A 23,173-nucleotide genomic window follows, 5' to 3' on the forward strand; every position below is an offset into this window, starting at 1 on the left:
GGTAAGGCTCTTCGCCACGCGCTTCATTGAAGATGATAATATATATTATGTTAAATTGAAGGCGGAGACCGTCGAGGGAGTCAGCGCACTATGTCAATGAATAGGATGACGATTGCGAAGATCCCGGCCCATGCTCCGGCCATGTATAATCCCTTCTTCCAGCTTACGTCGCGGGCACCGAAAGCAGAACCGACAAGAATGAGGAAGCCAAGGAGCGAGATCAGCGATACGATCTGATATTCGTTCATGCTGCCATCTCCAGCCCGTCAAAACCAACGGTGACATGATCGGGAACCTCGGCACACAGGCTGCGATAGTCCATGCTCTTGTCCATATGCGTCAGTACCGCGCGCCTGACCTTTGCCTTGCGCGCAAGGTCGATCGCCATATCGAGATGCGCATGTGTCGGGTGCGGCCTACGGCGCAGGCAATCGACCACGAGGATGTCGGCTCGATCAAAACACTTGAGCATGGCTGGCGTGATTTCGCTGAAATCCGTCGCGTAGACGATCGACTTGCCATCGGCCTCGAACCGGAATCCGGTGCTGGTGACAGGCCCGTGCGGCATCTCGACATGATCGAAGGAAAACCCGGCAACCAACTGGGTGTCCTCGACATTTTTCAATGACATCAAGGTCGGATAGCCATGCTGCCCTTCGAAGATGTAGTCGAACCGCCGCCTGAGATTTGCACAGGTCTTGCTGCTGGCGAACCCGGGCAGCGGATTACTCCGATCGTAGCGCATCACCCGCAGGTCATCGATACCATGGCAGTGGTCTGCATGGTCATGCGTCCAGAAAACCGCGTCGACCTTGCCGATGTCGTTGGCGAGCAGTTGCGCGCGCAGATCGGTGGAGGTGTCGACGAGTATGCGTTGTCCGGCATCGTTTTCAACTATGATCGACACGCGCGAGCGGCGGTTGCGCGGCTCGAGCGGGTCGCATTCGCCCCAGTCATTGCCGATCCGCGGCACCCCGGTCGAAGTGCCCGAGCCGAGCATCCGGAATTTCACGCGGAAGCTTTCGCAAACAAGGAATGGAAATTGCGCGTGGTATGGCCGGCAAGCTCTTCGAGACTCTCGCCGCGCAAGTCTGCGAGGAACCGTGCCGTGTCGCGTACGAAGCCAGGTTCGCACGGCCTGCCGCGATGTGGGACCGGTGCAAGGAACGGGCTGTCGGTTTCGACCAGCAAACGGTTGCGCGGAATTTCCCGGGCGAATTCCTGCAGATCTCTGGCACTCTTAAAGGTTACGATCCCCGAGATCGAGACCGAGAGGCCCAGATCGAGAACGGCCCGCCCAAAGTCGGCCGAGGCAGTGAAACAGTGGATCAGCGCCGGAAAGGCGCCCTTCCCCATCTCGTCCTGGAGGATCGCCAGCGTATCGTCCTCGGCATCGCGCGTATGAATGATGACCGGAAGCTGCACTTCGCGCGCAACATCGATATGCAGACGGAACAGACGCTGTTGTGCTTCGCGATCCGAATGGTCGTAATAATAGTCGAGCCCGGTTTCGCCGATGCCGATGACCTTCGGTTCGTCGGTCGCGGCGCGAAGCTCTTCCCGGGTCAGATCGACATGGTCGTCCGCATTGTGCGGGTGAATTCCCACGCTGGCATACACATCGGGCGTGGCGCGCGCCGTGCCGACGACTTGCGCCCATTCAGCCTGCTTGGTCGATATGTTGAGAAAACGCTCCACACCGGCTTCGCGCGCGCGATCGAGTGCGCCCGCCTGGTCTTCGACGAGACCTTCGTATTCGAGGTGGCAATGGCTGTCGACCAGCATCAGGCAGGCTCCGCTTCGGGCAGCTCGAGACGCGGAAAGATCGGGGTCGGCTTGTCGATCGCATGGCCCGCCGCAACGAGTGCGCCGAACCACTCCGCATCGCCGAGGTCGGCGTAGCTGCGGTTTTCGCCTGCGACACCCAGCTGATTGAGCACGGCGGCGGCCTTTTCGGGAACGACGGGCTGGATGGCAATCGCGAGATCGCGAATGGCGATGAACAGCGTTTGCAGTACCGCTTTCATCCGTTCCGGATCGGTTCTCTTGAGCGCCCAGGGCGCCTGTTCATCGACGTAGGCATTGCAGGCATAAACGGCCCTCAGCCATGCTTCGATCCCGACCGAGAAGTTGAGGTTCTCGAATTCGCGCGGCAGTTTCACCGCGCAGGCTTCGGTTACCGTATCGAGCAGCGCCTTGTCGGTGCCCTCCCTGGTGAAGCGCTCGAGCTTTCCGTCCATGTTCTTCGCGATCATCGACAGGGTGCGCTGCGCAAGGTTACCAAAGCTGTTCGCAAGCTCGGCATTGACCTTGTTTATAAGCGCTTCGGCGGAATAGCTCCCATCCTGCCCGAAGGTAACTTCGGCCATGAGGAAGTACCGCAGCGCATCGACCCCGAACCGCTCCGCCAGTTCCATCGGATCGGTGACATTGCCCGCCGATTTCGATTCCTTGACGCCGCGGTTGAGCAGGAAACCGTGGCCGAACACTTTCTTGGGCAGCGGCAGGTCCGCGCTCAGCAGGAAGGCCGGCCAGTAGATCGTGTGGAAGCGGACGATGTCCTTGCCGATAAGATGAAGGTCGGCGGGCCAGAACTTGTCCCACATCTGACCGCCATCGGGATAGCCGAGGCCGGTGATGTAATTGGTCAGCGCATCGACCCAGACATACATGACGTGGCCGTCGCTGCCGGGCACTTTCACGCCCCAATCGAAGCTGGTCCGGCTCACCGACAGATCTTGCAACCCGCGCTCAATGAAGGCCACCATTTCATTGCGGCGGCTTACGGGTTCGAGGAAGCCCGGTGTGTTCAGCAGTTCGAGCAGCGGCTCGGCATAGCGAGACAGGCGGAAGAACCAGGTCTCTTCCTCGGTCCATTCGACCGGAGTCCCCTGCGGGGACAGCTTTTCGCCTCCCTCGCCTTCGACCAGTTCTTTCTCGTCGTAATAGGCTTCGTCACGAACCGAGTACCAGCCTTCGTAGCGATCGAGGTAGAGATCGCCCTTGGCCTCCATTGCCTGCCAGATCGCCTGGCTGGCGCGATGATGATCGGCGTCTGTCGTGCGGATGAAGCGGTCGTAAGAGATGTTCAGTGCATCGAACAAATCCTTGAAGTGCCCCGACATCTCGTCCGCCAGTTCGCGCGGGGTCTTGCCCAGGTCGCGCGCCTTCTGGGCCATCTTCAGACCATGCTCGTCGGTCCCTGTCTGGAACCGCACTTCGCGTCCGCGCAAGCGCTGGAAGCGGGCGACGACATCGGCCGCGATCGTTTCATAGGCATGGCCGATGTGCGGCTTGCCATTGGGATAGTGGATCGCGGTGGTGAGGTAGTAGGGTTCAGCCATTGGCCCGCTCGCTAGCGCCCGCCGCGCGTGCGAGCAAGGTGCCGATTTCCATCGCCAGCAATCCGGCGTCGAAATTGTAGGTTGGTTGTTCGCCGGTCAGCCTGACAAGCTCGCTATGCGTGTCGATGATCGGGCGCGGGTCGGCAAGCGCGCCGTCGAGCCGCTGCGCCACGACCGAACGCGCCAGTTCGAGCACCGCGCGAATGCGTTCGCGGTCGGGCCGCGCGCCGATCAGCCCCGCGAGCGTCCCGCGAAGCTGGAACCCCGGATCGCCGCGATCGAGGATATCGGTCATTGCCCGCGCGACCTTGCCCAGTTCGAGCTCGACGAATTGCAGCGCGGCCCCGGGCGACCCGGCTGCCGCCGCGATTGCGGCCGCACGGGTGGGATCGTCCGCGCCGGGCGACAGCTCGCGCAATAGCCGATCCATCTCCGCATCGGCGATCGTCGGAAAACGCAGCACGCGGCAGCGCGACCGGATCGTCGGGAGCAGGCGTGCGGGGCTGTGCGCAACCAGCAGGAAGTAGGTCCCGACCGGAGGTTCCTCGAGACTCTTGAGCAGTGCGTTGGCGGCGTTCCGCTCGAGATCGTCGGCCGGATCGATGATGATTGCCCGCTTGTCGCCGAGCGTGGGTCGCGTCCCCAGCCGCGCCTGCATCGCGCGGATCTGTGTGATACGGATGCTGCGCGCCTGTTCGTAAGGCTTGCCGTCTGCGCGCTTGCGTTCTTCCTTGTCGTCCTTCGGCCCGTAGGTCAGCGTGATGATGTCGGGATGGCTGCCCCCCTCACCCGGAGCAGCACCAATCAGCTCGCGTGCCGCTGCCAGCGCGAAGCTTGCCTTCCCTACACCGCGCCGGCCGGCCAATAGCCAAGCGTGATGCATCCGCTCACCGCCCATGGCCTTGCGCCATTCGCGCCATGGCTGGTCGTGGCCGAGCAGCGTCACTCGAACGCCCCCAGCCGCCGTGCGACTTCGGAAAGGACGCGGCGGTGCACGTCCTCGATCGATCCGGCACCATCGACGATGGCGAAGCGCGCGGGGTCGCGGGAGGCGAAATCGCGAAACGCCTCGTTGACGGCGGCATGATAGGCTGAAGTGCGGCCGCCGATCGCGTCGCTATCATCGCCGTCGCGTGCCGCCAATCGCGCCGACACGATGTCCTGCGGCGCCTCGATCATGATTGTGAGGTCGGGCATCAGCCCGGCACTGCCGAAGGCATGCAGCCCCATGATCGCGTCGTCGCCCATTCCCCCTGCAACGCCTTGATAGGCTCGGCTCGAATCGATGAAGCGGTCGCAGATCACCCACCCGCCACTATCGAGCGCCGGGCGGATGCTGTGCGCGACATGATCCGCCCTCGCGGCGGCGAACAGCAGCGCCTCGGCTTCCATGGTCCAGCCTGAACCGGGGGGAGCCAGCAACAGCTCGCGAACGGCTTCTGCACCCGGTGTTCCGCCCGGTTCCCGGGTCTGCGTGACCGTCAGCCCGCTTTCACGAAGGGACTCGGCGAGCATCCGTGCCTGGGTCGATTTGCCCATGCCCTCGCCGCCTTCGAAGGCGATGAACCGCCCCCGCGTCATGCCACCCAGCTCCCGAGCGCATTGAACACGCGCTGGACCAGTGTTGCTTCGAGCACTTCCTCGCTGGCGTAGAGCGGCACCCGATGCTCGGGCATGCCAGCAATCGATACCACCAGTTCGGCAACCTCTTCACCCTTGGCGATCGGCGCCTGGAGCGGTCCTTCATAAGATAGGGCAAGCGTGATGTCGGGATTCTCGCCGCGCGGCACCGCGATGCGCAGCGGACCGCGTGCGACGAGGCCGACCGCATCCGCCCCGCCCTGCTGGACGCGGGCCGAGCCGATCCGCGCGCTCCCGGGAAACAGCAGGCGGCTCTCGAAATTCGCAAAGCCCCATTCGATGAACTGCCGCGATGCATCCCGTCGCTCGCGACCGCCCGGGCTTCCGCCAATAACCATGACCAGCCGTTGTCCGTCACGCTGTGCCGAACCGAGAAAGCCGAAGCCCGCCTGATTGGTGTAACCCGTCTTGATCCCGTCAGCACCACGAACGGTCCCCGATATCGGATCGTGATTGCGCTGGGAAATCCCGTTGAAACTCAGTTCCTTCATGCCGACGAAATGCCGGTATTTCGATGGATGGCGGGTGACCATGGCCTGCGCCAGCGTGCCAAGATCGCGCGCGGTAACGAAGGTCTTGCCGTCGTCCATCCACCCGTTCGGATTGCCGAAGTGGCTGTCCGCCATGCCGATTTCGCGTGCCTTGGCGTTCATTGCCGCGACCCAATCCTCCACCGAACCCGCCGCGCCTTCGGCGAGTACGATGGCGCCGTCATTGGCGGAAACCGTCGTCACGCCATGCAGCAGATCGTCGACGGTGACGCGCGCATCGGCGGGCAGGAACATGGTCGAACCCTTGCGATGCCATGTGCGGAAGGTCTCCGGCCGTACCGAGTAGACCTGTTGCGGGAACAGCCGCCCTTCCTCCATCCATTCGAAGGCGAGGAACGTCGTCATGACCTTGGTTATCGAGGCCGGCATGAAGCGCCGGTCGATTTCTCGCTGATACAGGACCTGACCGCTGCCCGCATCGAGCAGATAGGCGATCGGCGCTGCGTATTCGCTCGGGATCGCAGGCGCGACAGCCGCAGGACGCTGTGCGCCGAGCGGGGCCGTAAGCAGAGCCGTTGCGAGGACGGCCAGCGAAATCATGCGATTGGGCAATTGCGCTCCCGTGCCGGGCGAGCGCCACGGCTTATCAGTCGATTGGTCGTATCAGGGCGTCGCTATAACCGCGCGCGCGGAGCTTGGCGAGCGCCTGCTCCGCCTGTCCACGGGTAGCGAAGGGTCCAACCCGAACCAGTGCCAGATTGCCTTGCATCGCGACATTGCCCTGCACCTCGCGCGCCAGCCGATCGGCATTCGCGCGAACCGAGAAAGCCCCGAGTTGGACCGCGAATTTTCCGTCCGCTTCGGTAGGCACCATTAATGGCGCGCGTGCTGGCCCGCCCTGCACCGCAGCCGGTAGTTCAGGACGCAATACGGACGGTGGGGCCGTATCGGCTTCCGGTGCTGGTGCAGTCTGGGGAGCTTTCGGCTGAGGCGGGGCCTCGGCCATCGCTGCCTCCTGGTCGGGATCGAGCGAGGCAATGGCTCCCGGTGTCGGCACGCTACCACTTACCGTGGCTTGCCGCGGATCACCCAGCGGAGCCGAGCCGCGTGCCGGCAAACGCCGCTTGAGCACTTCGAGCAAGCCTTCGGGCGTCGCCATGCGCAGCGGCGCCGTACGTCCCGCGCGCAGTTCCGCGCGCTGGTCTTCGGGCGGATTGACGCGCCGCATGCGAACGGGTGCGCCTTCTTCGACGCCCAGTTGGTTCAACGCCGCAGGTGATAGTGCGAGCAGCCGATCATTGCTCATCGGGCCACGGTTTTCGATCCGGACGAGGATCGTGCGCCCGCTATCGAGCGATGTCACCTCGACATAACTCGGCAAGGGCAGCGTACGATGCGCACCCGTCACGCCCTCGCCCGCATTTTCGTCTATCGTCGCATAGCCCACGCGGTCGTAATTAAGTGTATCTTCGGGCGTATAAGTCACTCCGTCGATGGTAAAGGGCTCCCCGATGACCACCGGGTAATCCGCCGAGGGATCGTTGGCGATGCTGCGCGAAGCCGGCTCCGGCGCAGCCTGCGCAATGCCGGTGCAGGCGCCCAGCGCAAGCGCCGTCGCGGCGGTTCCCAGCGAAAAACAGGCCCTAATTGGCGATCTCATCGGCAAGCAGCCCCACACTCATGGCGTAATAGTTCGAGCAATTGTATTCGAGGATAACCCGATAATTCGAGGTTAACAGCCATGCGGACGTCCCCGGCCCATCGGGCTGGAACAGCGTGACCAGCGTGTCGTCGGCGATATTGCGCTGCGGCTGGATACCCAGGGCGCGCCATTCGCTGACCGGCTTGTACACGCTATGCCGCTCATGCACGCGCGAGCATACGGGCGCATCAATCGGGGTGCGATAGGCGCCGACATCAAAGCCCGACGGGACATAGGCGGCCACGCCCCAAGGTTGTCCGACGCGCCAGCCCGCGTCGCGGAAGTAGTTCGCGATCGACGCCAGCGCGTCGGCGCCGTTGTTCATGATGTCTGCACGGCCGTCGCCATTGCCGTCGGTCGCGAGCCGCAGATAGACCGAGGGCAGAAACTGCGGATTGCCGAAAGCACCTGCCCAGCTGCCCTTGAGTTCACTTCGCGAATAGCCCTTGTCGGCCACCTTCATCAGCGCAACCCATTCGCTCGCGAAGAGCTCGCGCCGACGCCCTTCCCAGGCCAGCGTGGCAAGCGCCTGCGACAAGTCGAACCCGCCCTTCACTGCGCCGTAGGCCGTCTCGTGCCCCCAGATCGCCACCAAAATCTCCGCGGGAACACCGTATTCCTGCTCGATAGCGCGGAGCGTCCCGGACCAGCTGGCGCGCGCATCGCGGCCACCGCGTATCCGCGCGGCATCGACGTGGCGCGATATGTAAGGGGCTAGCGGGGGATAGCCGGTGCTGGTGGGCGTGCCGGGCTGGGCCCGGTCGAGGCTGATGACTCGCGAATTGGGTTCGAGTCCTGCGGTCATCCGCCGCAAGGTGCCTTCGCTGACGCCCTCGGCGCGTGCCCGCGCCATGAGCAATTGGACATAGGAATCGAAGCTCAAATCGGTTTGTGCCTGGGCAGGCACAGCGGGGAGAGCGAGGGCGAGCGCGCCCATGGCGGCGAAGAACGAGCGGGATATCATGCTGCAATTGTTGCAGAGCGTAGCTTAACGGCAAGTGTCATTCGGCGTTTGCGGGGCACAGCCCATCCTCCTTCGCGGAAATGCGTGACAAGTATGCAGGTTTTGACTAGCTAGCCCCGCGCTCGCGGAGAGGTGGCAGAGCGGTTGAATGCACCGGTCTTGAAAACCGGCAAGGGTGCAAGCCCTTCGTGGGTTCGAATCCCACCCTCTCCGCCACATTGCGCATCAGCCGTCGTCATCTCCGGGTTTGCGGACCAGCGACTGATCCTTGCGATCCGATTTGGGGTAATCCTGCGGATCGATCGAGGACTGGTGACGCAGCGCCTTGTGCTTCTTGATCACTTCGCTGTCCTCGTCGTCCTGCGCGGCGTGGTCCTGCGCCTGCGGCGTATCGCGTTCGGGAATGGTCATGTCGATCTCCTTTCCCGGTCAACGCACGGCATGCCGACTGGTTGCCATCAGCGACCGCGCGCGGCGATCTCGTCCATCGCCTCGCGCAACTTGGGATCCCATTCGGCCTTCAGTTCCCTGATCTTGGCGAGGAGTTCCTCATTCTCATAGGCGGGGATGTCGAGCCGGTAGGTGTCCGCGACTTCGCGCATCGAAGTGCGGTCCATCGTCTCGAATGCCTCGACCATCGCTATCGCTGCCTGGCGATCGTAGCCGAGCGCTTCGTAGACCGAACGGCCCATGCGCAGGCTGCTGTCGTAGGTTTCGCGCACGATGTCGCGGCAGCCCATAGCCCACAGATGGTACACGTGATCGCGGTCCTTGGCGCGAGCCACGACATGCAGATCGGGGAAGTTGCCGCAGGCATAGCGCACGAGCTTGTCGATCTGCTCGCGCTCATCGAGCGCCACTACGAGGATGCGCGCGCGCTCGATCCCCGCGCTGGCGAGCAGGTCCGGCCTGGTGGCATCGCCGTAATAGGTGGAGACGCCGAACTTTTTGAGAACTTCGAGATGGTCGCTGTTGTAATCGATCACCGTCGCGCGGTGACCCGAGGCGTCGAGCATGCGATCGACGATCCCGCCCACACGGCCGCGACCGGCAATGATGATCGGGTTCTCCTCCTCGATCGCATCGGCTTCGCGCCCGCCCTGCCCCGCGCAATAGGCATGCGCGATAAGCTTGTCGTAGAGGATGAACAGCAGCGGCGTCACCAGCATGGTCAGCGCCACGATAAGCAGGAGCTGCGCAGCGAACTGAGGCGCGAAGACCGCATTGGCGACACCGAAGGCGATGAGGACAAAGGCGAATTCGCCGGCCTGCGGAAGGCTGAGGCAGAACAGCCATAGCGCCTGTTTGCGCAGTCCGTAGAGCCAGCCGACGATGAGCAGCACTGCCATTTTCGCGGCGATGGTGACCGCGGCCCAGAACAGCACCGAATCCCAGATCGTCGCGGCGAGGCCGAAGTCGATCCCCGCGCCCACGGTGATGAAGAACAAGCCCAGCAGCAGTCCCTTGAACGGGTTGATGTCGCTTTCGAGCTCGTGCCGGTACTCGCTGGTGGCCAGTACCACGCCTGCAATGAAAGCACCAAGTGCGGGCGACAGGCCGACCAGCGACATCAGCAGCGCGATCCCGATCACCACCAGCAATGCTGCGGCGGTGAACAGCTCGCGCAGATTGGCGCGCGCAATGTAGCGGAACAGCGGCCGGATCGCGAAAATGCCGATGGCGATCACCGCTGCCACTGCCGCGATACGAGTCGCCGCGGCCAGCCAGATCGACATATGCGCGGTGAGGTCGATCCCGCCATGCGCCCCGCCCTCGCCATGTCCCGCGGCAAGCGATGCGAGCTCGGGCAGAGCCAGCAGCGGGACCAGCGCGAGGATCGGGATCACTGCGACGTCCTGCACCAGCAGCACCGAGAAGCTGGCTTCGCCCCCCTGCGTGCGCATCAGCCCTTTCTCGGTGAGCGTCTGGACGATGATCGCGGTCGAACTGAGCGCCAGCACCATGCCGATCGCCAGCGCGGTCTGCCATGGCTGGTCGGCGAGCAGCGCGATCCCGGTCAGCACGAGCGTGGTCAGCACGACCTGTCCGCCGCCGAGCCCGGCAAGCTTGCCGCGCATCTCCCACAGGCGCTTGGGCTCCATCTCCAGTCCGATGATGAACAGCATCATCACCACGCCGAACTCGGCGAAGACCTGCAGCGCCTCGACATCGACCGAGAGCGCGGCGAGCAACGGCGATATCGCCATGCCGGCAAGCAGGTAGCCGAGCACCGAACCGAGCCCGAGGCGCGTGGCCAGCGGAACCGCGAGGACCCCGGCCACGAGGATCAGGAAGGCCAGGATCAGGAAACCGGTCACGCTGTCATCCCCCTCGCGCGGTGGCGCGTGTCAGGCCTCAGATATGGAGCGCGCGCCCGTAGCTCGCAAGCACGCTTTCGTGCATCGATTCGCTGATTGTCGGATGCGGGAAGATGGTCTGCATCAGCTCGGCTTCGGTCGTTTCCAGCGTCTTGCCGACGACGAAGCCCTGGATCATCTCGGTCACTTCCGCGCCGACCATATGCGCGCCCAGCAGTTCGCCCGTCTCCGCATCGAACACGGTCTTCACGAAGCCCTCGGCCTCGCCCAGCGCGATCGCCTTCCCGTTTCCGATGAAGGGGAAGGTGCCCGCCTTGACCTCGTAACCCGCTTCCTTCGCCTTGGCCTCGGTCAGGCCGACGCTGGCGATCTGCGGGTGGCAATAGGTGCAGCCCGGGATGTTGGCGCGGTCGAGCGGGTGCGGGTGAACGTCCTTGTTACCCAGTTCCTTGGCGATTGCTTCGGCGGTGGTGACGCCCTCATGGCTCGCCTTGTGCGCCAGCCACGGGCCTGGCGTGCAATCGCCGATCGCCCACAGCCCCTTCGACCTGGTGCGGCCGTAGTCGTCGATCTGGATGAAGCCGCGGTCCATATCGGCCAGCTTTTCCAGCCCGACGTTTTCGGTGTTGGGGACAATGCCGATCGCGGTGATGCAATGGCTGAACTCGGTCTCGCTTACCTTGCCCTTGCTGTCCTTGATCTTGGCCGTCACGCCCTTGTCGGTGACCTTGAGGTCCTCGACGCCCGCGCCGGTCATGATCGTCATGCCCTGCTTGGTCAGGCTCTTTTCGAGGAAGGCGGAGACGTCCTTGTCTTCCACCGGAACCACGCGGTCGAGCATTTCGACCACGGTCACATCGACGCCCATGTCGTTGTAGAAGCTGGCGAACTCGAGCCCGATCGCACCGCTGCCGATGACCAGCAGCTTCTTGGGCATTTCCTTGGGAGTCATCGCGTGGCGATAGGTCCACACGCGCTTCCCGTCGGCCTTGGCGAAGGGCAGGTCGCGCGCGCGCGCGCCGGTGGCGACGATCACATGCTTGGCGGTGAGCTTTTCCTCGCCCTTCTCGCCTTTCACAGTGAGGCTGGTCGGGCTGGTCAGCGTGCCCTCGCCCATATGCACCGCGATCTTGTTCTTCTTCATCAGGTGCGTGACGCCCTGGTTGAGCTGCTTGGCGACACCGCGGCTGCGTTTCACCACCGCTTCGAGATCGGCCTCGATCTTGCCGGCGATCTTGAGGCCGTAATCCTCGGCGTGCTGGGCGTAGTGGAGGATCTCGGCCGAGCGCAGCAGCGCCTTGGTCGGGATGCAGCCCCAGTTGAGACAGATACCGCCGAGCAGTTCGCGTTCGACGATGGCGGTCTTGAGGCCCAACTGCGCGCAGCGGATCGCCGCGACATAGCCGCCGGGGCCGCTTCCGAGCACGATGACGTCGTAATTGGTGTCAGCCATGATTCGTCTCTGTAGTCTCTCGTTTGGTCGCAGACATGGACCGGGTGTTACACGGTTCAAGCGAAGAAAATCCGGGTCGCGCGGAGCCGTGTTTTACGTCGGTCCGGAGCGGGGAATGCGTGCGGGTCATGTGGCTGCGTATCGCATGGGCCCGGGCCTGTAGGACAGCCCTCAAAGCCCCACTCCCCTCGCCGGAGAGGGGTTGGGGAGAGGGGGCCGAAGCGCAGCATGGATCGCCTCACCCACCGCATCGGTGTCGCGCAGGATATCGTCTTTCCAAAACCGCAGGATGCGAAAGCCCTGAGATTTCAGCCAGGCGTCGCGCGCCTCATCCGCCTCGTTCTCGACATGCTGCGAACCGTCCGCCTCGACGATCAGCCTCTCGGCAAAGCACACGAAGTCGACGATGAAATCGCCGATCTGCTCCTGCCGCTTGAATTTGGCACCATCCATCCGGCCTGCGCGCAGGATCGACCACAGCCGCGCCTCCGCCTCGGTCGGCTCGCGCCGCATACGTTTGGCGAGAGAAAGGAGGTCGCGCTTGCCCCCTCTCCTTCCCACCGCTGCGCGGCGGGCCCCTTCCTCTCCCGCGAGGGGAGAGGAGTTCACCGTCCCCCTCTCCCCTTGCGGGAGAGGGTCGGGGAGAGGGGGTTGCGAGCGCGCCATCACGCCCATTGGGCCACTGCGCGCGGGCGGTTGTTGTCGTCGAGCAGGACGAATTTGAATGTGCCCTGCGCGACCCTGGTCTCGGCGGTGCCGTTGCGCTCACGCGCGATGGCCTCGGCCGAGATGGTCAGCGAGGTGGTGCCGGTGGCGACGATCTCGCAATAGACCGACAGCTCGTCGCCCACCTGCATGACGCCGGGAAAGGCGAAATCGCTGGCCGAGACGACCACCGCCTTGCCCTTGCCCTCGCGGCTGGCGAGTGAACCGGCGCCGAGCGCCATCTGGCTCATGAGCCACCCGCCGAACACCCCGCCATAGGGGTTGAGATCGGTCGGCATCGCGGTGACGCGGATTTGAGGGGAGCGGTCAGGCATCCGCTTTGATCTTTCTCCAAATGCCCTTCAACAAGCGCGACAAGATACTGTGTCCTTTGCCGTCAATCAGCTGGGTCTGCTGACCGACCAATTTCCAATCGACCATAGTCTCGCTTGAGATGGCCCTTCGAAAATGGTCCCATCCTGACTCATCATGAGCCAATTCTGCACGGCTTGAGACAGCGGACCGCCACACATCGCCGACAGTCAGCCACTGTGATGCATCTTCAACCTGGACTTCCATATCGATCGCACCAAAAGCACCTTCGATGGCCCAAATCTCATCACCATCGCCCCAAAGACCGAGATCTGGCAGTTCGGTCAATTAGACCACCAGCCCCATCGGGTTCTCGCACAGCTGCTTGAAGGCTTCCATCAACTGCGCGCCATCGGCGCCGTCGATCGCACGGTGGTCGAAGCTGCCGGTGGCGCTCATCACGGTGGCGACGCCCAATGCGCCGTCGACCACCCAGGGGCGCTGCTCGCCCGCGCCGACCGCGAGGATCATCGCCTGCGGTGGGTTGATCACCGCGTCGAACTGCTTGGTGCCGAACATGCCCAGGTTCGACAGGCTGGCGGTGCCGCCCTGGTATTCCTGCGGCTGCAGCTTGTTGTCCTTCGCCTTGGCCGCCAATTCCTTCATCTCGGTGCTGATCTGCGCGAGCCCCTTCTTTCCTGCGTCGCGGATGATCGGGGTGATCAGGCCCGAGGGCGCGGCGACCGCGACCGAGATATCCTCGCGGGCATACTGGAACAGCTCGTCGCCCTGGAAGCTGACATTGCATGCCGGAACACGCTGGAGCGCGCGGGCGAGCGCCTTGATCAGCAAATCGTTGACCGAAAGCTTGACGCCGTCCGCTTCGAGGCTGGAGTTGAGCTGCTTGCGCAAGTCGAGCAGCGCATCGAGCCGGACATCGACGGTGAGATAAATGTGCGGGATGGTCTGCTTGGCCTCGGTCAGGCGACGCGCGATGACCTTGCGGACATTGTTGAGCTTTTGCGCTTCGTAAGGCGCATCGAGATCGCCGCCGAGCGTGGCGGGCCTGGGCGGCGCGCTGGGCGCGGGCGAAGACGCTTCGGCTTTGGCAGGGGCTGCCCCGGTTTCGAGGCCTTCGACATCGGCCTTGACGATCCGGCCGCGCGGGCCGGAGCCTGTCACGCCCGCAAGGTCCACGCCCTTCTGCTCGGCGATCCGGCGGGCGAGCGGGGACGCGATGATACGCCCGCCGCTGTCGTCCTTGGGGGCAGCGGGCGCCTTGGCGTCGGTTTCGATCGCGGCACGGGCGGGTTCGGCGCTTGCACGGGGCGCCGCCTTGGTCGGTTCATCCTTGGCCCCGGTGTCGGCTTCTGCCGTATCTGCTGCCTCGTCATCTCCGGCTTCCGCCGCATCCGACGGTGTCGCAGCGGCTGCCTCGTCCAGATTCTCGCCCTCTTCGGCGAGCATCGCGATCACGGTGCCGACCTTCACGCCTTCGGTGCCCTCTTCCACCGCGATGCTGGCGATCGTGCCTTCATCCACGGCCTCGAATTCCATCGTCGCCTTGTCGGTCTCGATCTCGGCCATGATGTCGCCGGCTTCCACCTTGTCCCCCGGCTTCACCAGCCATTTGGCGAGCGTGCCTTCCTCCATGGTGGGCGACAGGGCGGGCATCTTGATCGGCGTGGGCATGGTGTGACGTTACGTCCTCGCTGGGGAGAGAGTTGTGTCGCGACCTCTGCCGAAGATGCACAGCGCAAGCAAGGTCCTTGCGCAGAATACGAATTACCGGATAGTCCGCGCGAAAGGGAGCCGGGAGCACTTATGCGTACTTACCTTGTCGTCATGGACGAAACCGAAGAGGCCAAGCAGGCGCTGCGTTTCGCATCGCTGCGCGCGCACAAGACCGGCGGGTCGGTGCATATCCTCGCGCTGGTGCCGCAGCAGACCTTCAACGCCTTCGGCGGCGTGCAGGCCACGATCGAGCAGGAAGCGCGCGAGCGGGCCGAGGTGATGGCGAACAGCGCGGCGGGCAATATCTTCGGCGAAATGGGCAAGATGCCGACCATCGCGGTGCGGCCCGGCCCGCCCGCCGACGTGATCCGCAAGTATATCGAGGAGCACGGCAACATTGCCGCTTTGGTGCTGGCGACCAGCGCCGAGGGCGGTTCGGGGCCGCTGGTGACGCATTTCGCGGGCCATGCAGGGCAATTGCCCTGCCCGCTCTACCTCGTGCCCGGCGGGCTCAGCCGCGACCAGATCGACGCGCTCGCTTAATGTTAAAGAGCCCCGTCCGGCAGAACCGGACGGGGCCATATCGCTCGCTAAGTGTGCGAACGGAAAGCCGGCTTCAGCTCAGCGTCCCGCGGGTTGGATAATCGTTCTCGAGCGTGAAACTCAAACCGCTCAGCAGATCATCGAGGTCGGGCCGCGTGAAAGGCGCATTCTGCACCACGGCAAAGTGCAGTGTGCCATCGGGCTTGACGAGGAACAGTCCGGGTTCTGAAAAGATGTCCGGCTCTTCGCTGCCTTCGCGCTTCTTGCTAATGTAAAGGCCCCATTCGCGGGCCTTCTCCTCGCTCAGCGAATGCGCGATCGGAAGGTCGCCGGTTTCCCATTCCTCATGGCTGACTGCCGCTCGCTCGGGACTGTCCATCGACACGGCGAAAACGTTGATGCCCTTGTCGGTGAACTTGCCCAGCTTGCTGCCGAGCTCGGTGAGGTATTTCTTGCAGATCGGGCAATGCTTCCCGCGATAGAACACCAGCATAGTGAAGGTATCGGGATGCTGCTGCGACAGTTCGAAGCGCGCGTCGATGGTCAGTGGCAGGTCGAGATCGGGAACGGCTTGGCCGGGTACGAGCTGGGTCATGGTGTCTCCTTTACCCGGCCAATGGGCGAAAGCCCGCCTGTGTTCCCTACTTCTTCTTGCGCCCCTGGTGGCGGATGTTCCCCGGGCGGCCGCGCTGGCCCTGCGCGTGCGACTGTCGCGGTACGCCCTGGCCCTTGCCCCCGGCAGGACCCTTGCGTGGTCCTTTCTTCTGGTGACTGCGCTTCTTCGAAGGCGCGCGATTGCCGCGCGGCTCGATCCCCGCACCATCGCTGTCGGGCACTTCGAACTTGAGCGCCCCGGTCAGTGCGTTGGCTTCGGCCAGCTTGAGCTTGAGCCGGTCGCCCACGGTATATTCGGTGCCGCTGCGTTCGCCGACGAGCTTTTGCGCGGCTTCGTCATAGGTGAAATATTCGCGCCCCAGCGTGCTGACGGGGACCAGCCCGTCGCCGCCGAGCTTCTCGATCGTCGCGAAGAAGCCGAAGCCCTGCACGCCGGTGATGCGCGTGTCGAAGGTTTCGCCCACGCGGCCCGACAGCCAGGCCGCGACATAGCGGTCGATCGTGTCGCGTTCGGCCTCCATCGCGCGGCGTTCGGTCTGGCTGATCGCATCGGTGATCTGGTGCAACGCGGTTTTGTCGCGGTCGGACAGGCCCGAGGCCTCGGGCATTTCGAGCGCTGGCTCGGGCCTAGGCTGTTCGAGCTTGTAAGCATCGACCAGCGCACGGTGCACCAGCAGGTCGGCATAACGCCGGATCGGCGAGGTGAAATGCGCATAACTGCCGAGAGAAAGGCCGAAATGGCCGGCGTTCTGCGGACCGTAGAAGGCCTGCGTCTGGCTGCGCAGCACCGCTTCCATGATCAGCGCCTTTTCGGCCGGGTCCGAAATGTCCTTGAGCATGCGATTGAACAGCCCCGGCGTGATCACCTGCCCCAGTGCGAATTTCTTGCCCTGCGTGGCGAGATATTCGCGGAAGGCGAGCAGCTTCTCGCGGCTTGGCTGTTCGTGCACGCGGTAGACCACCGGCGCGGCCTTGGCTTCGAGCGCCTTGGCCGCCGCGACATTGGCAGCGATCATGAAATCTTCGACCACGCGATGCGCATCGAGCCGTTCGCGGACCGCGATTTCCTCGATCACGCCCGCGTCGTTGAGGCGGACCTGCCGTTCGGGCAGTTCGAGATCGAGCGGGTCGCGGGCCTGCCGCGCCTTGAACAGCAGCTTCCACGCGCCCCACAGATTCTGGAGGTATTCGGGCGGGTCGCCGGCATCGATCGTCGCCTGCGCGTCCTCATAGGCGATGTTTTTCGCCAAGCGCACGATGGCGCGGGTGAAGCGCCAGTCGCTGACCTTGCCGTCCTTGTCGATGCGGATGTGGCAGGCCATCGCCGCCCGGTCGACATCCTGTTTGAGGCTGCAGACATCCGCGCTGAGCACTTCGGGCAGCATCGGGACGACGCGGTCGGGAAAATAGACCGAATTGCCGCGCTTGCGCGCTTCGCGGTCGAGATCGCCGCCGGGGCGGACGTAATAGCTCACATCAGCGATCGCGATGATCGCGCGGTAACCGCCCTTCCCGTCGGGTTCGGCCCAGATCGCGTCGTCATGGTCGCGTGCATCGGCGGGGTCGATCGCGACGATGGGCACGTCGCGCAGGTCTTCACGGTGCTCGCTCGACAATGGCAGGTCGACCGCGCGCTCGGCCTCGGTGATGGTTTCCTGCGGGAAGACATGCGGAATGCCGTGCTTGGCGATGGCGATCAGGCTGAAGGCCTTGGGCGCCAGCGGATCGCCGATGACCTCGACCACCTTGACCTTCGAACGCGCGGACTTGCCCATGCGTTCGGCCAGCACGAGGTCGCCTGCCTCGGCCTCGCCCAATTCGCCGATCGGCGCACTGTCGCGTACCCGCTTGTCGACCGGGGCGAGCCACGGCTTGCCCGCGCCGTCCATTTCGACAACGCCCATCAGGCCTTCGGTGCGTGCGGGCAGCTTCTTCATCGGATGCGCGATCCAGCCGCGCGCGGTTTCCTCGTTGCGCGCAAGGATGCGGTCGCCGCGCTTGACCGCGGCGATCTTCTTGCTGTCCTTCACCACCAGCCGCGGCGGCTTTTCCTTGCTGTCGGGCGCCCAGTTCTCGGGCTCGGCGATCGCTTCGCCATCCTCGATCGCGACGATCTTGAGCACGGTCACCTTGGGCACGCCGCCCATGCGGTGATAGGCGGTGCGCTTGCCATCGATCAGGCCTTCCTCGGCCATGTCCTTGAGGCGCTTCTTGAGCGCGATCTTTTCCTGCCCCTTGAGCCCGAAGGCCTTGGCGATTTCGCGCTTGCCGGCGGGGGTATCGGAGGTCTGGATGAATTCGAGTATTTGCTGTTTCGACGGAAGCCCCTGCGGCTTCCGGAATTTGTTCTGTTTTGTCATGGCCGTCATATGGGGACGCCAGGTCCCCATGTCACGGGGTGCCTAATACGCCTTTGCCAGCAGCACGCGCTCGACCGCTGCTTCACCGGTGAAGATGCACGCTCCATCCACCGGCGCGGCATCCATCGGCACGTTGCGGATGGTAAGCTTGTGTTCCTTCAGCCGCTCGACGACCTTCTCCAGCGCCGCGCCCGTAGGCTTCGACCACTGGACTTCCACCCAGCCCGGATAGCGCGAAGCGGCAAAGTGCTGCTCGACGTCGGCAAACTCGGTCACGCCGCGTGTGATGTTGGCGTCTCGCCGCTCGGCGGCTTCGGTCAGCAGCACGCTTTGCATGTCGGCGAGAACGTCGGGGATCGTCTGCCCGGCCACTTCGCGGGACGGGTTCTGGAACGCGGGTTTGCCCGTTTCCGCATCCCACAGCCGGTCGCGGCGCAACATGCTGACCACGCCATTGTCCATGTCGCGCCCACCGACCTCGACGATTACCGGCGCGCCCTTGCGGACATAATCCCAGCGCTTCTGCGCTGCCTTGCCGGGGCGTGTGTCGAGAAGGACGCGCAGCGGTTCGCCCAGCACGGTCTGGCTGGCCAGCGTCGCGCGCAACGCTTCACAATAAGCGATCAGCGCCTCGTCTTCGGGCTTGTCGCGCAGCATCGGCAGGATCACCACCTGCTGCGGCGCGATCTTGGGCGGCAGGCGCAGGCCATCATCATCGCCATGCGTCATGATGACACCGCCGACCATCCGCGTCGAAACACCCCAACTGGTGGTATGCGCCAGGCTCTCGCCGCCTTCGCGGTTCTGGTACTTGATGCCGCTAGCCTGCGCGAAATTGGTGCCGAGATAATGGCTGGTGCCCGCCTGCAGCGCCTTGCCGTCCTGCATCATCGCCTCGATCGACCAGGTTTCGACCGCGCCCGGGAAGCGCTCGTTCTCAGGCTTCTCGCCGGGAACCACCGCCAGCGCGAGGTCTTCGTCCGCAAACGCTCGATAGACCTCGAGCATGGTGAGCGTGTGGTCCTTTGCCTCGGTCTCGTCGGCATGCGCCGTATGACCTTCCTGCCACAGGAATTCGCTGGTCCGCAGGAACATGCGGGTGCGCATTTCCCACCGCACGACATTGGCCCATTGGTTGAGCTTGAGCGGCAGGTCACGCCAGCTCTGCACCCATCGCGCCATGGCATCGCCGATGATCGTTTCCGACGTCGGACGCACGACCAGCGGCTCTTCCAGCTTGGCTTCGGGGTCGGGGATCAAGCCGCCATCCTTGCCCGCGATCAGCCGGTGATGCGTGACCACCGCCATTTCCTTGGCAAAACCTTCGACATGTTCGGCCTCGCGCTCGAAATTCGACAGCGGGATGAAGATCGGGAAATAGGCGTTTTCATGGCCCGTCGCCTTGATCCGGTCGTCGAGCAGGCGCTGCATCCGCTCCCAGATGCCGAAGCCCCAGGGGCGGATCACCATGCAGCCGCGCACGCCCGATTCCTCGGCCATTTCGGCAGCGCTGATGACTTCCTGATACCAGGCGGCGAAATCGTCTTCGCGGCGCGCGGTCAGCGCATGGCGGATCTGGGCCATGTAGATATTCCCGTTGTTGCTGGTCGGATCGGCGCGCGGGCCGATGCCGTCATTTGCTCATTTCGTCCAGCTTCTTCTGCATCGCCGCCATCTGTGCGCGCATTTCGGCCAAATCGTCTTCCTGCCCCGCCTTTTCTGCCGGGTCGGCCTTGCGGGTCGCCGGGATGAAGGCTTCCGCAGCGTTCTGCATCATCTTGAAATTGGCTTCGGCCATCGCGGCCAGAGGGTTGGCTTCCATGCCCTTGGTGAAAGCCGACTGGATCTGTTCGCGGTTCTTGCGCAGGTTCGCCATGCTGGCTTCGAGATAGCTGGGCATCATCGCCTGCATCGAATTGCCATACATGCCGATCAGGTCGCGCAGGAAGCTGACCGGCAGCATCTGCGAACCATGGCTTTCTTCCTCGACGATGATCTGCGTCAGGATCGTATGGGTGATGTCGTCGCCACTCTTCGCGTCCAGCACGTTGAAGTCGATATTCTCGCGGACCATCTTCGCCAAATCGTCGAGCGTGATGTAGCTGCTGGTATCGGTATTGTAGAGCCGCCGGTTGGCGTATTTCTTGATGATTATCGGTTCGCCCTCGGCAGTCTTTCTCGCCATACTCACCTGCTCCCAATTGTGCGTTGCAAGACGATTAGCACGTGCGGAAAGTGCGGCGCAACATGACGTAAGGGTCAACCGAAGCGATTACCCAGTATCGTGAGCAATTCATATTGCGAAAGAGTGGTTTGCTGCGCAGCATCGGGCAAGTGATAGGGCAGCTCGACCCAGTCGCCATCGCCAAGTTCGGGCGCGGCTGCCAGATCGATGACGATCATGTCCATCGACACCTTGCCGAGGATCGGCAGCTTGCGTTCCCCATGCACGAAATGCGCGCCCGCCCAGCTGCGCAATATGCCGTCGGCATAGCCGAGCGACACGACACCGATGCGCATGTCGGCAGGCGCGGTGAAGGTCGCATTGTACCCGACACTCGCCCCTGCCCCGATCGTGCGCGTCTGGATCAGCGCGGCCTGCGGGAAGGCGACCTGCGCGATGCGGCCTGCCAGCTCCGGCCGCGGAACCCCGCCATAAAGCGCCAGTCCCGGCCGGGTAAGGTCGAACGCATAATCGCTGCCAAGGGCGATTCCCGCGCTGTTCGCAAGGCTTGCCTGCCGATGCGAAATAGCGGGCAGGCAGTCGCGGAAGACGGCGAGCTGCCGCGCGTTCATCGCGACATCCTCGTCCGCGCAGGCCAGGTGACTGAGCAGGGTATGGACGTCGAGCGCCTGCACGGCAGGATCGGCCAATTCCTCGGGCGCGATGCCGAGGCGGTTTATGCCGCTGTCGATCATCAGGTCGCAGGGACCGCCCCCCGCCTCACCCCACAGCCGCGCCTGTCGCAGGCTGTCGATCACCGGACGGACCCCGGTCTCGCGCGCGAAAGCGGCGTCCTCGGGGGTTTGCGGGCCGTGGAGCACCGCGACACGGTTTGCGGGCACATGGGCGATGACGCCGGGCACCTCGCTCCAGTGCGCGACGAAGAAGTCGCGGCACCCGGCCTGCCACAGCTCCGGGACACAGCGGTCCACGCCGAGGCCGTAGCAATCCGCCTTGACCGCCGCTCCGGCGCGCGCCGTGCCCGACATCCGATCGAGCGCCAGCCAGTTATTCGCCAGCGCCTGGTTATCGATGATCAGCCGCAGGCTGGGCGGCGGAAGTTGGGTCATGCAACACTCATGGAAGTGCGGGGGAAACCGGCGGACCCTGACCGCTGTCCTCGAAATCGCGGGGCGGCCCGTCCGGCAGGCCCCACCACGCCACGATCAGCCCGAAACCGACCACTGCCATCGTGTACCACAGGCCGGCATAGGCATTGCCTGTCATCGCCACAATATAGCCCGCGATCAGCGGCAGGAAGCCACCCAGATAGCCCGCGCCGATGTGATAGGGGATCGACATCGAACTGTAGCGGATCTTGGCGGGAAACATCTCCGACAGCAATGCCGCGACCGAGCCGTAGGTCAGCGCCGAGAGCATGCCCAGCACCAGCAGCAGGCCGATGATGCCGAGTATGCTGGCCAGCGGCGGGACCTGGCGTTCGAAGGAATAGCCACTGGTCTCGAGCCAGCCCTGGATGATCGCGCGGCGCGTATCCCCGGGCAGGTCGACATAACTGTGCCGGGAGCCACCGATCGACAGCTCGGCTTCGGGTCCGTCGCCGATGGCATAGGGCACGCCCAGCGCGGTCAGGTCCTGCAGCGCGCGGCCGCAGGCGCTGGCCTGGACTTCGGCAAAGGGGTCGTATTCGCAAGCCGGTCCGTTCACGGTGACCGGCGCGGCACTGGCGCTGTCCTGCAGACCGGGATTGGCAAGCGAACCGATTCCCCAGAAAACCGGGAACAGCAACGCCAGTGATGCCAGCGCGCCGATGATGATCGGCTTCTTCCGCCCGACGCGATCGGACCAGCGACCCACGAAGACGTAGAAGCTCATCGAGATCGTCCCGGCGATCAGCAGCATCCATTCGACCACGCCCTCGTCGACGCGCATCGGCCCGCGCAGGAAGGACAGGCCCGAGAAGAAGGCGGTGTACCAGATCGTCGTCAGCACGCCGGTTATGCCGAACAACGCCACGAAGATCCGTTTCGGATTGCCGGGATAGGTCAGGCTTTCCTTGAACGGGTTGGCGCTGGTCTCGCCCGCCGCCTTCATGGCCTGGAAGACCGGGCTCTCAGACAGCTTCAACCGCATCCAGAGCGAGATGAACAACAGCACGATCGAGAGCAGGAAGGGAATGCGCCATCCCCATTCGGCGAAATCGTCGGCCGGGATCAGCGCGCGGCAGGCGATGACGACGAGGATCGAGAGCACGAAGCCGCCGACCACGCTGGCCTGGATGAAGCTGGTGTAGAACCCGCGTTTTTCGGGCGGGGCATGCTCGGCGACATAGATCGCCGCGCCGCCATATTCGCCGCCCAGCGCGAGTCCCTGGAGAATACGCAGGCAAATCACGATCAAGGGTGCCGCGAGTCCGATACTGGCCGCGCTGGGTATGAGACCAACGCCCGCTGTGGCGATGCCCATCAGCGTCACGGTCACGAGGAAGGTGTATTTGCGACCGAGCCGGTCGCCCAGGAAACCGAACAGGATCGCACCGAGCGGACGGAAGCCGAACCCGACCGCGAAGCCCGCCCACACCAGCAGGATCTCCAGCGTTTCGTTATCGCTTGGGAAGAAGGCCGCGCCGATCAGTCCGGCCAACGTCCCGTAGATGAAGAAATCGTACCATTCGAAGATCGTCCCCGCGCTGCTCGCGGCGATGACGAGACGTATCTCTTTTTCGGTCGGTTCCCTTTGTGGTGTGACGGCACCCGTGGCCATTTCGCGCTCCCCCTGCATCGCGATTGTTCGTGTCTCGTTCGAA

The 23,173-nt window shown here is 64.0% G+C and carries 23 protein-coding genes and 1 tRNA gene; 2 read left to right on the forward strand and 22 right to left on the reverse strand.

Going from position 1 to position 23,173, the window contains the following annotated elements; genetic code table 11:
• Nucleotides 1–80: 80 nt before the first annotated feature.
• The 9 genes from FHS69_RS02490 to FHS69_RS02530 are packed head-to-tail and all read right to left on the reverse strand — an operon-like array spanning nt 81 to nt 8,142.
• The gene (locus FHS69_RS02490; RefSeq protein WP_166776279.1) at nt 81–248 is read right to left on the reverse strand and encodes a hypothetical protein; all 168 of its coding nucleotides are present in this window, start codon (nt 246–248) and stop codon (nt 81–83) included.
• Complete coding sequence (locus FHS69_RS02495; RefSeq protein WP_166776281.1) at nt 245–1,012, reverse strand: MBL fold metallo-hydrolase; 768 nt, start codon at nt 1,010–1,012, stop codon at nt 245–247. The genes FHS69_RS02490 and FHS69_RS02495 overlap by 4 nt, the downstream gene beginning before the upstream one ends.
• Nucleotides 1,009–1,785 (reverse strand): TatD family hydrolase, encoded by a 777-nt coding sequence (locus tag FHS69_RS02500; protein ID WP_166776283.1) that lies wholly within the window; start codon nt 1,783–1,785, stop codon nt 1,009–1,011. Before FHS69_RS02500 ends, FHS69_RS02495 begins: the two co-directional genes overlap by 4 nt.
• On the reverse strand, nt 1,785–3,344 hold the full coding sequence (gene metG, locus FHS69_RS02505; protein WP_166776285.1) for a methionine--tRNA ligase: 1,560 nt from the start codon (nt 3,342–3,344) through the stop codon (nt 1,785–1,787). Before metG ends, FHS69_RS02500 begins: the two co-directional genes overlap by 1 nt.
• Complete coding sequence (locus FHS69_RS02510; RefSeq protein WP_166776287.1) at nt 3,337–4,290, reverse strand: DNA polymerase III subunit delta'; 954 nt, start codon at nt 4,288–4,290, stop codon at nt 3,337–3,339. The genes metG and FHS69_RS02510 overlap by 8 nt, the downstream gene beginning before the upstream one ends.
• Nucleotides 4,287–4,925: a dTMP kinase gene (gene tmk, locus FHS69_RS02515; protein WP_166776289.1), complete on the reverse strand. Its 639-nt coding sequence runs from the start codon at nt 4,923–4,925 to the stop codon at nt 4,287–4,289. Before tmk ends, FHS69_RS02510 begins: the two co-directional genes overlap by 4 nt.
• Nucleotides 4,922–6,076, reverse strand: a complete 1,155-nt coding sequence (locus FHS69_RS02520; protein ID WP_166776291.1) for a D-alanyl-D-alanine carboxypeptidase family protein — start codon at nt 6,074–6,076, stop codon at nt 4,922–4,924. The genes tmk and FHS69_RS02520 overlap by 4 nt, the downstream gene beginning before the upstream one ends.
• A 46-nt stretch (nt 6,077–6,122) precedes the next feature.
• Entirely contained in the window at nt 6,123–7,136 is a 1,014-nt protein-coding gene (locus FHS69_RS02525) for an SPOR domain-containing protein (RefSeq protein WP_166776293.1), read from the reverse strand.
• Nucleotides 7,120–8,142, reverse strand: coding sequence for a lytic murein transglycosylase (locus FHS69_RS02530; RefSeq protein WP_166776295.1), 1,023 nt, complete (start codon nt 8,140–8,142; stop codon nt 7,120–7,122). The genes FHS69_RS02525 and FHS69_RS02530 overlap by 17 nt, the downstream gene beginning before the upstream one ends.
• Nucleotides 8,143–8,268: 126 nt before the next feature.
• Here FHS69_RS02530 and FHS69_RS02535 point away from each other — a divergent pair.
• Nucleotides 8,269–8,358: transfer RNA gene (locus FHS69_RS02535), tRNA-Ser, on the forward strand.
• A 9-nt stretch (nt 8,359–8,367) separates the two neighbouring features.
• Here the strand turns inward: FHS69_RS02535 and FHS69_RS02540 are convergent.
• The 7 genes from FHS69_RS02540 to FHS69_RS02570 form a co-directional block, all read right to left on the reverse strand.
• Nucleotides 8,368–8,553 carry a hypothetical protein gene (locus tag FHS69_RS02540; protein WP_067505866.1) on the reverse strand — a complete coding sequence of 62 codons (186 nt, stop codon included), beginning with the start codon at nt 8,551–8,553 and terminating at the stop codon, nt 8,368–8,370.
• A gap of 47 nt (nt 8,554–8,600) precedes the next feature.
• Nucleotides 8,601–10,460: a cation:proton antiporter domain-containing protein gene (locus FHS69_RS02545; protein WP_166776297.1), complete on the reverse strand. Its 1,860-nt coding sequence runs from the start codon at nt 10,458–10,460 to the stop codon at nt 8,601–8,603.
• A gap of 37 nt (nt 10,461–10,497) precedes the next feature.
• Complete coding sequence (lpdA, locus tag FHS69_RS02550) at nt 10,498–11,913, reverse strand: dihydrolipoyl dehydrogenase (RefSeq protein ID WP_166776299.1); 1,416 nt, start codon at nt 11,911–11,913, stop codon at nt 10,498–10,500.
• A 171-nt stretch (nt 11,914–12,084) separates the two neighbouring features.
• Nucleotides 12,085–12,426, reverse strand: coding sequence for an endonuclease domain-containing protein (locus tag FHS69_RS02555; RefSeq protein ID WP_243844508.1), 342 nt, complete (start codon nt 12,424–12,426; stop codon nt 12,085–12,087).
• A gap of 152 nt (nt 12,427–12,578) precedes the next feature.
• Nucleotides 12,579–12,953 carry an acyl-CoA thioesterase gene (locus tag FHS69_RS02560; RefSeq protein WP_166776301.1) on the reverse strand — a complete coding sequence of 125 codons (375 nt, stop codon included), beginning with the start codon at nt 12,951–12,953 and terminating at the stop codon, nt 12,579–12,581.
• The gene (locus FHS69_RS02565; protein WP_166776303.1) at nt 12,946–13,278 is read right to left on the reverse strand and encodes a hypothetical protein; all 333 of its coding nucleotides are present in this window, start codon (nt 13,276–13,278) and stop codon (nt 12,946–12,948) included. The genes FHS69_RS02560 and FHS69_RS02565 overlap by 8 nt, the downstream gene beginning before the upstream one ends.
• Nucleotides 13,279–14,622 (reverse strand): pyruvate dehydrogenase complex dihydrolipoamide acetyltransferase, encoded by a 1,344-nt coding sequence (locus FHS69_RS02570; RefSeq protein ID WP_166776305.1) that lies wholly within the window; start codon nt 14,620–14,622, stop codon nt 13,279–13,281.
• Between the two features lie 132 nt (nt 14,623–14,754).
• Here FHS69_RS02570 and FHS69_RS02575 point away from each other — a divergent pair, with 132 nt between their 5' ends.
• Nucleotides 14,755–15,207, forward strand: a complete 453-nt coding sequence (locus FHS69_RS02575) for a universal stress protein (protein WP_067466691.1) — start codon at nt 14,755–14,757, stop codon at nt 15,205–15,207.
• Between the two features lie 73 nt (nt 15,208–15,280).
• On the opposite strand, the gene FHS69_RS02580 is transcribed toward FHS69_RS02575, so the two are convergent.
• The 6 genes from FHS69_RS02580 to FHS69_RS02605 form a co-directional block, all read right to left on the reverse strand.
• Entirely contained in the window at nt 15,281–15,802 is a 522-nt protein-coding gene (locus tag FHS69_RS02580) for a peroxiredoxin-like family protein (RefSeq protein ID WP_166776307.1), read from the reverse strand.
• A 46-nt stretch (nt 15,803–15,848) separates the two neighbouring features.
• A complete protein-coding gene (gene rnr, locus FHS69_RS02585) occupies nt 15,849–18,191 on the reverse strand; it encodes a ribonuclease R (protein ID WP_166776309.1) in 2,343 nt (780 codons plus the stop codon).
• 33 nt (nt 18,192–18,224) lie between these two features.
• Nucleotides 18,225–19,766, reverse strand: a complete 1,542-nt coding sequence (gene proS / locus FHS69_RS02590; RefSeq protein WP_166776311.1) for a proline--tRNA ligase — start codon at nt 19,764–19,766, stop codon at nt 18,225–18,227.
• Nucleotides 19,767–19,815: 49 nt separating this feature from the next.
• Nucleotides 19,816–20,367: a polyhydroxyalkanoate synthesis repressor PhaR gene (phaR, locus tag FHS69_RS02595; RefSeq protein ID WP_067466701.1), complete on the reverse strand. Its 552-nt coding sequence runs from the start codon at nt 20,365–20,367 to the stop codon at nt 19,816–19,818.
• 74 nt (nt 20,368–20,441) lie between these two features.
• Entirely contained in the window at nt 20,442–21,476 is a 1,035-nt protein-coding gene (locus FHS69_RS02600) for an alanine racemase (RefSeq protein ID WP_166776313.1), read from the reverse strand.
• Between the two features lie 7 nt (nt 21,477–21,483).
• Nucleotides 21,484–23,130, reverse strand: coding sequence for an MFS transporter (locus FHS69_RS02605; RefSeq protein WP_166776315.1), 1,647 nt, complete (start codon nt 23,128–23,130; stop codon nt 21,484–21,486).
• Between the last annotated feature and the right edge of the window lie 43 nt (nt 23,131–23,173).

It is taken from the genome of Qipengyuania flava (genome assembly GCF_011762005.1).
Classification (GTDB): domain Bacteria; phylum Pseudomonadota; class Alphaproteobacteria; order Sphingomonadales; family Sphingomonadaceae; genus Qipengyuania; species Qipengyuania flava.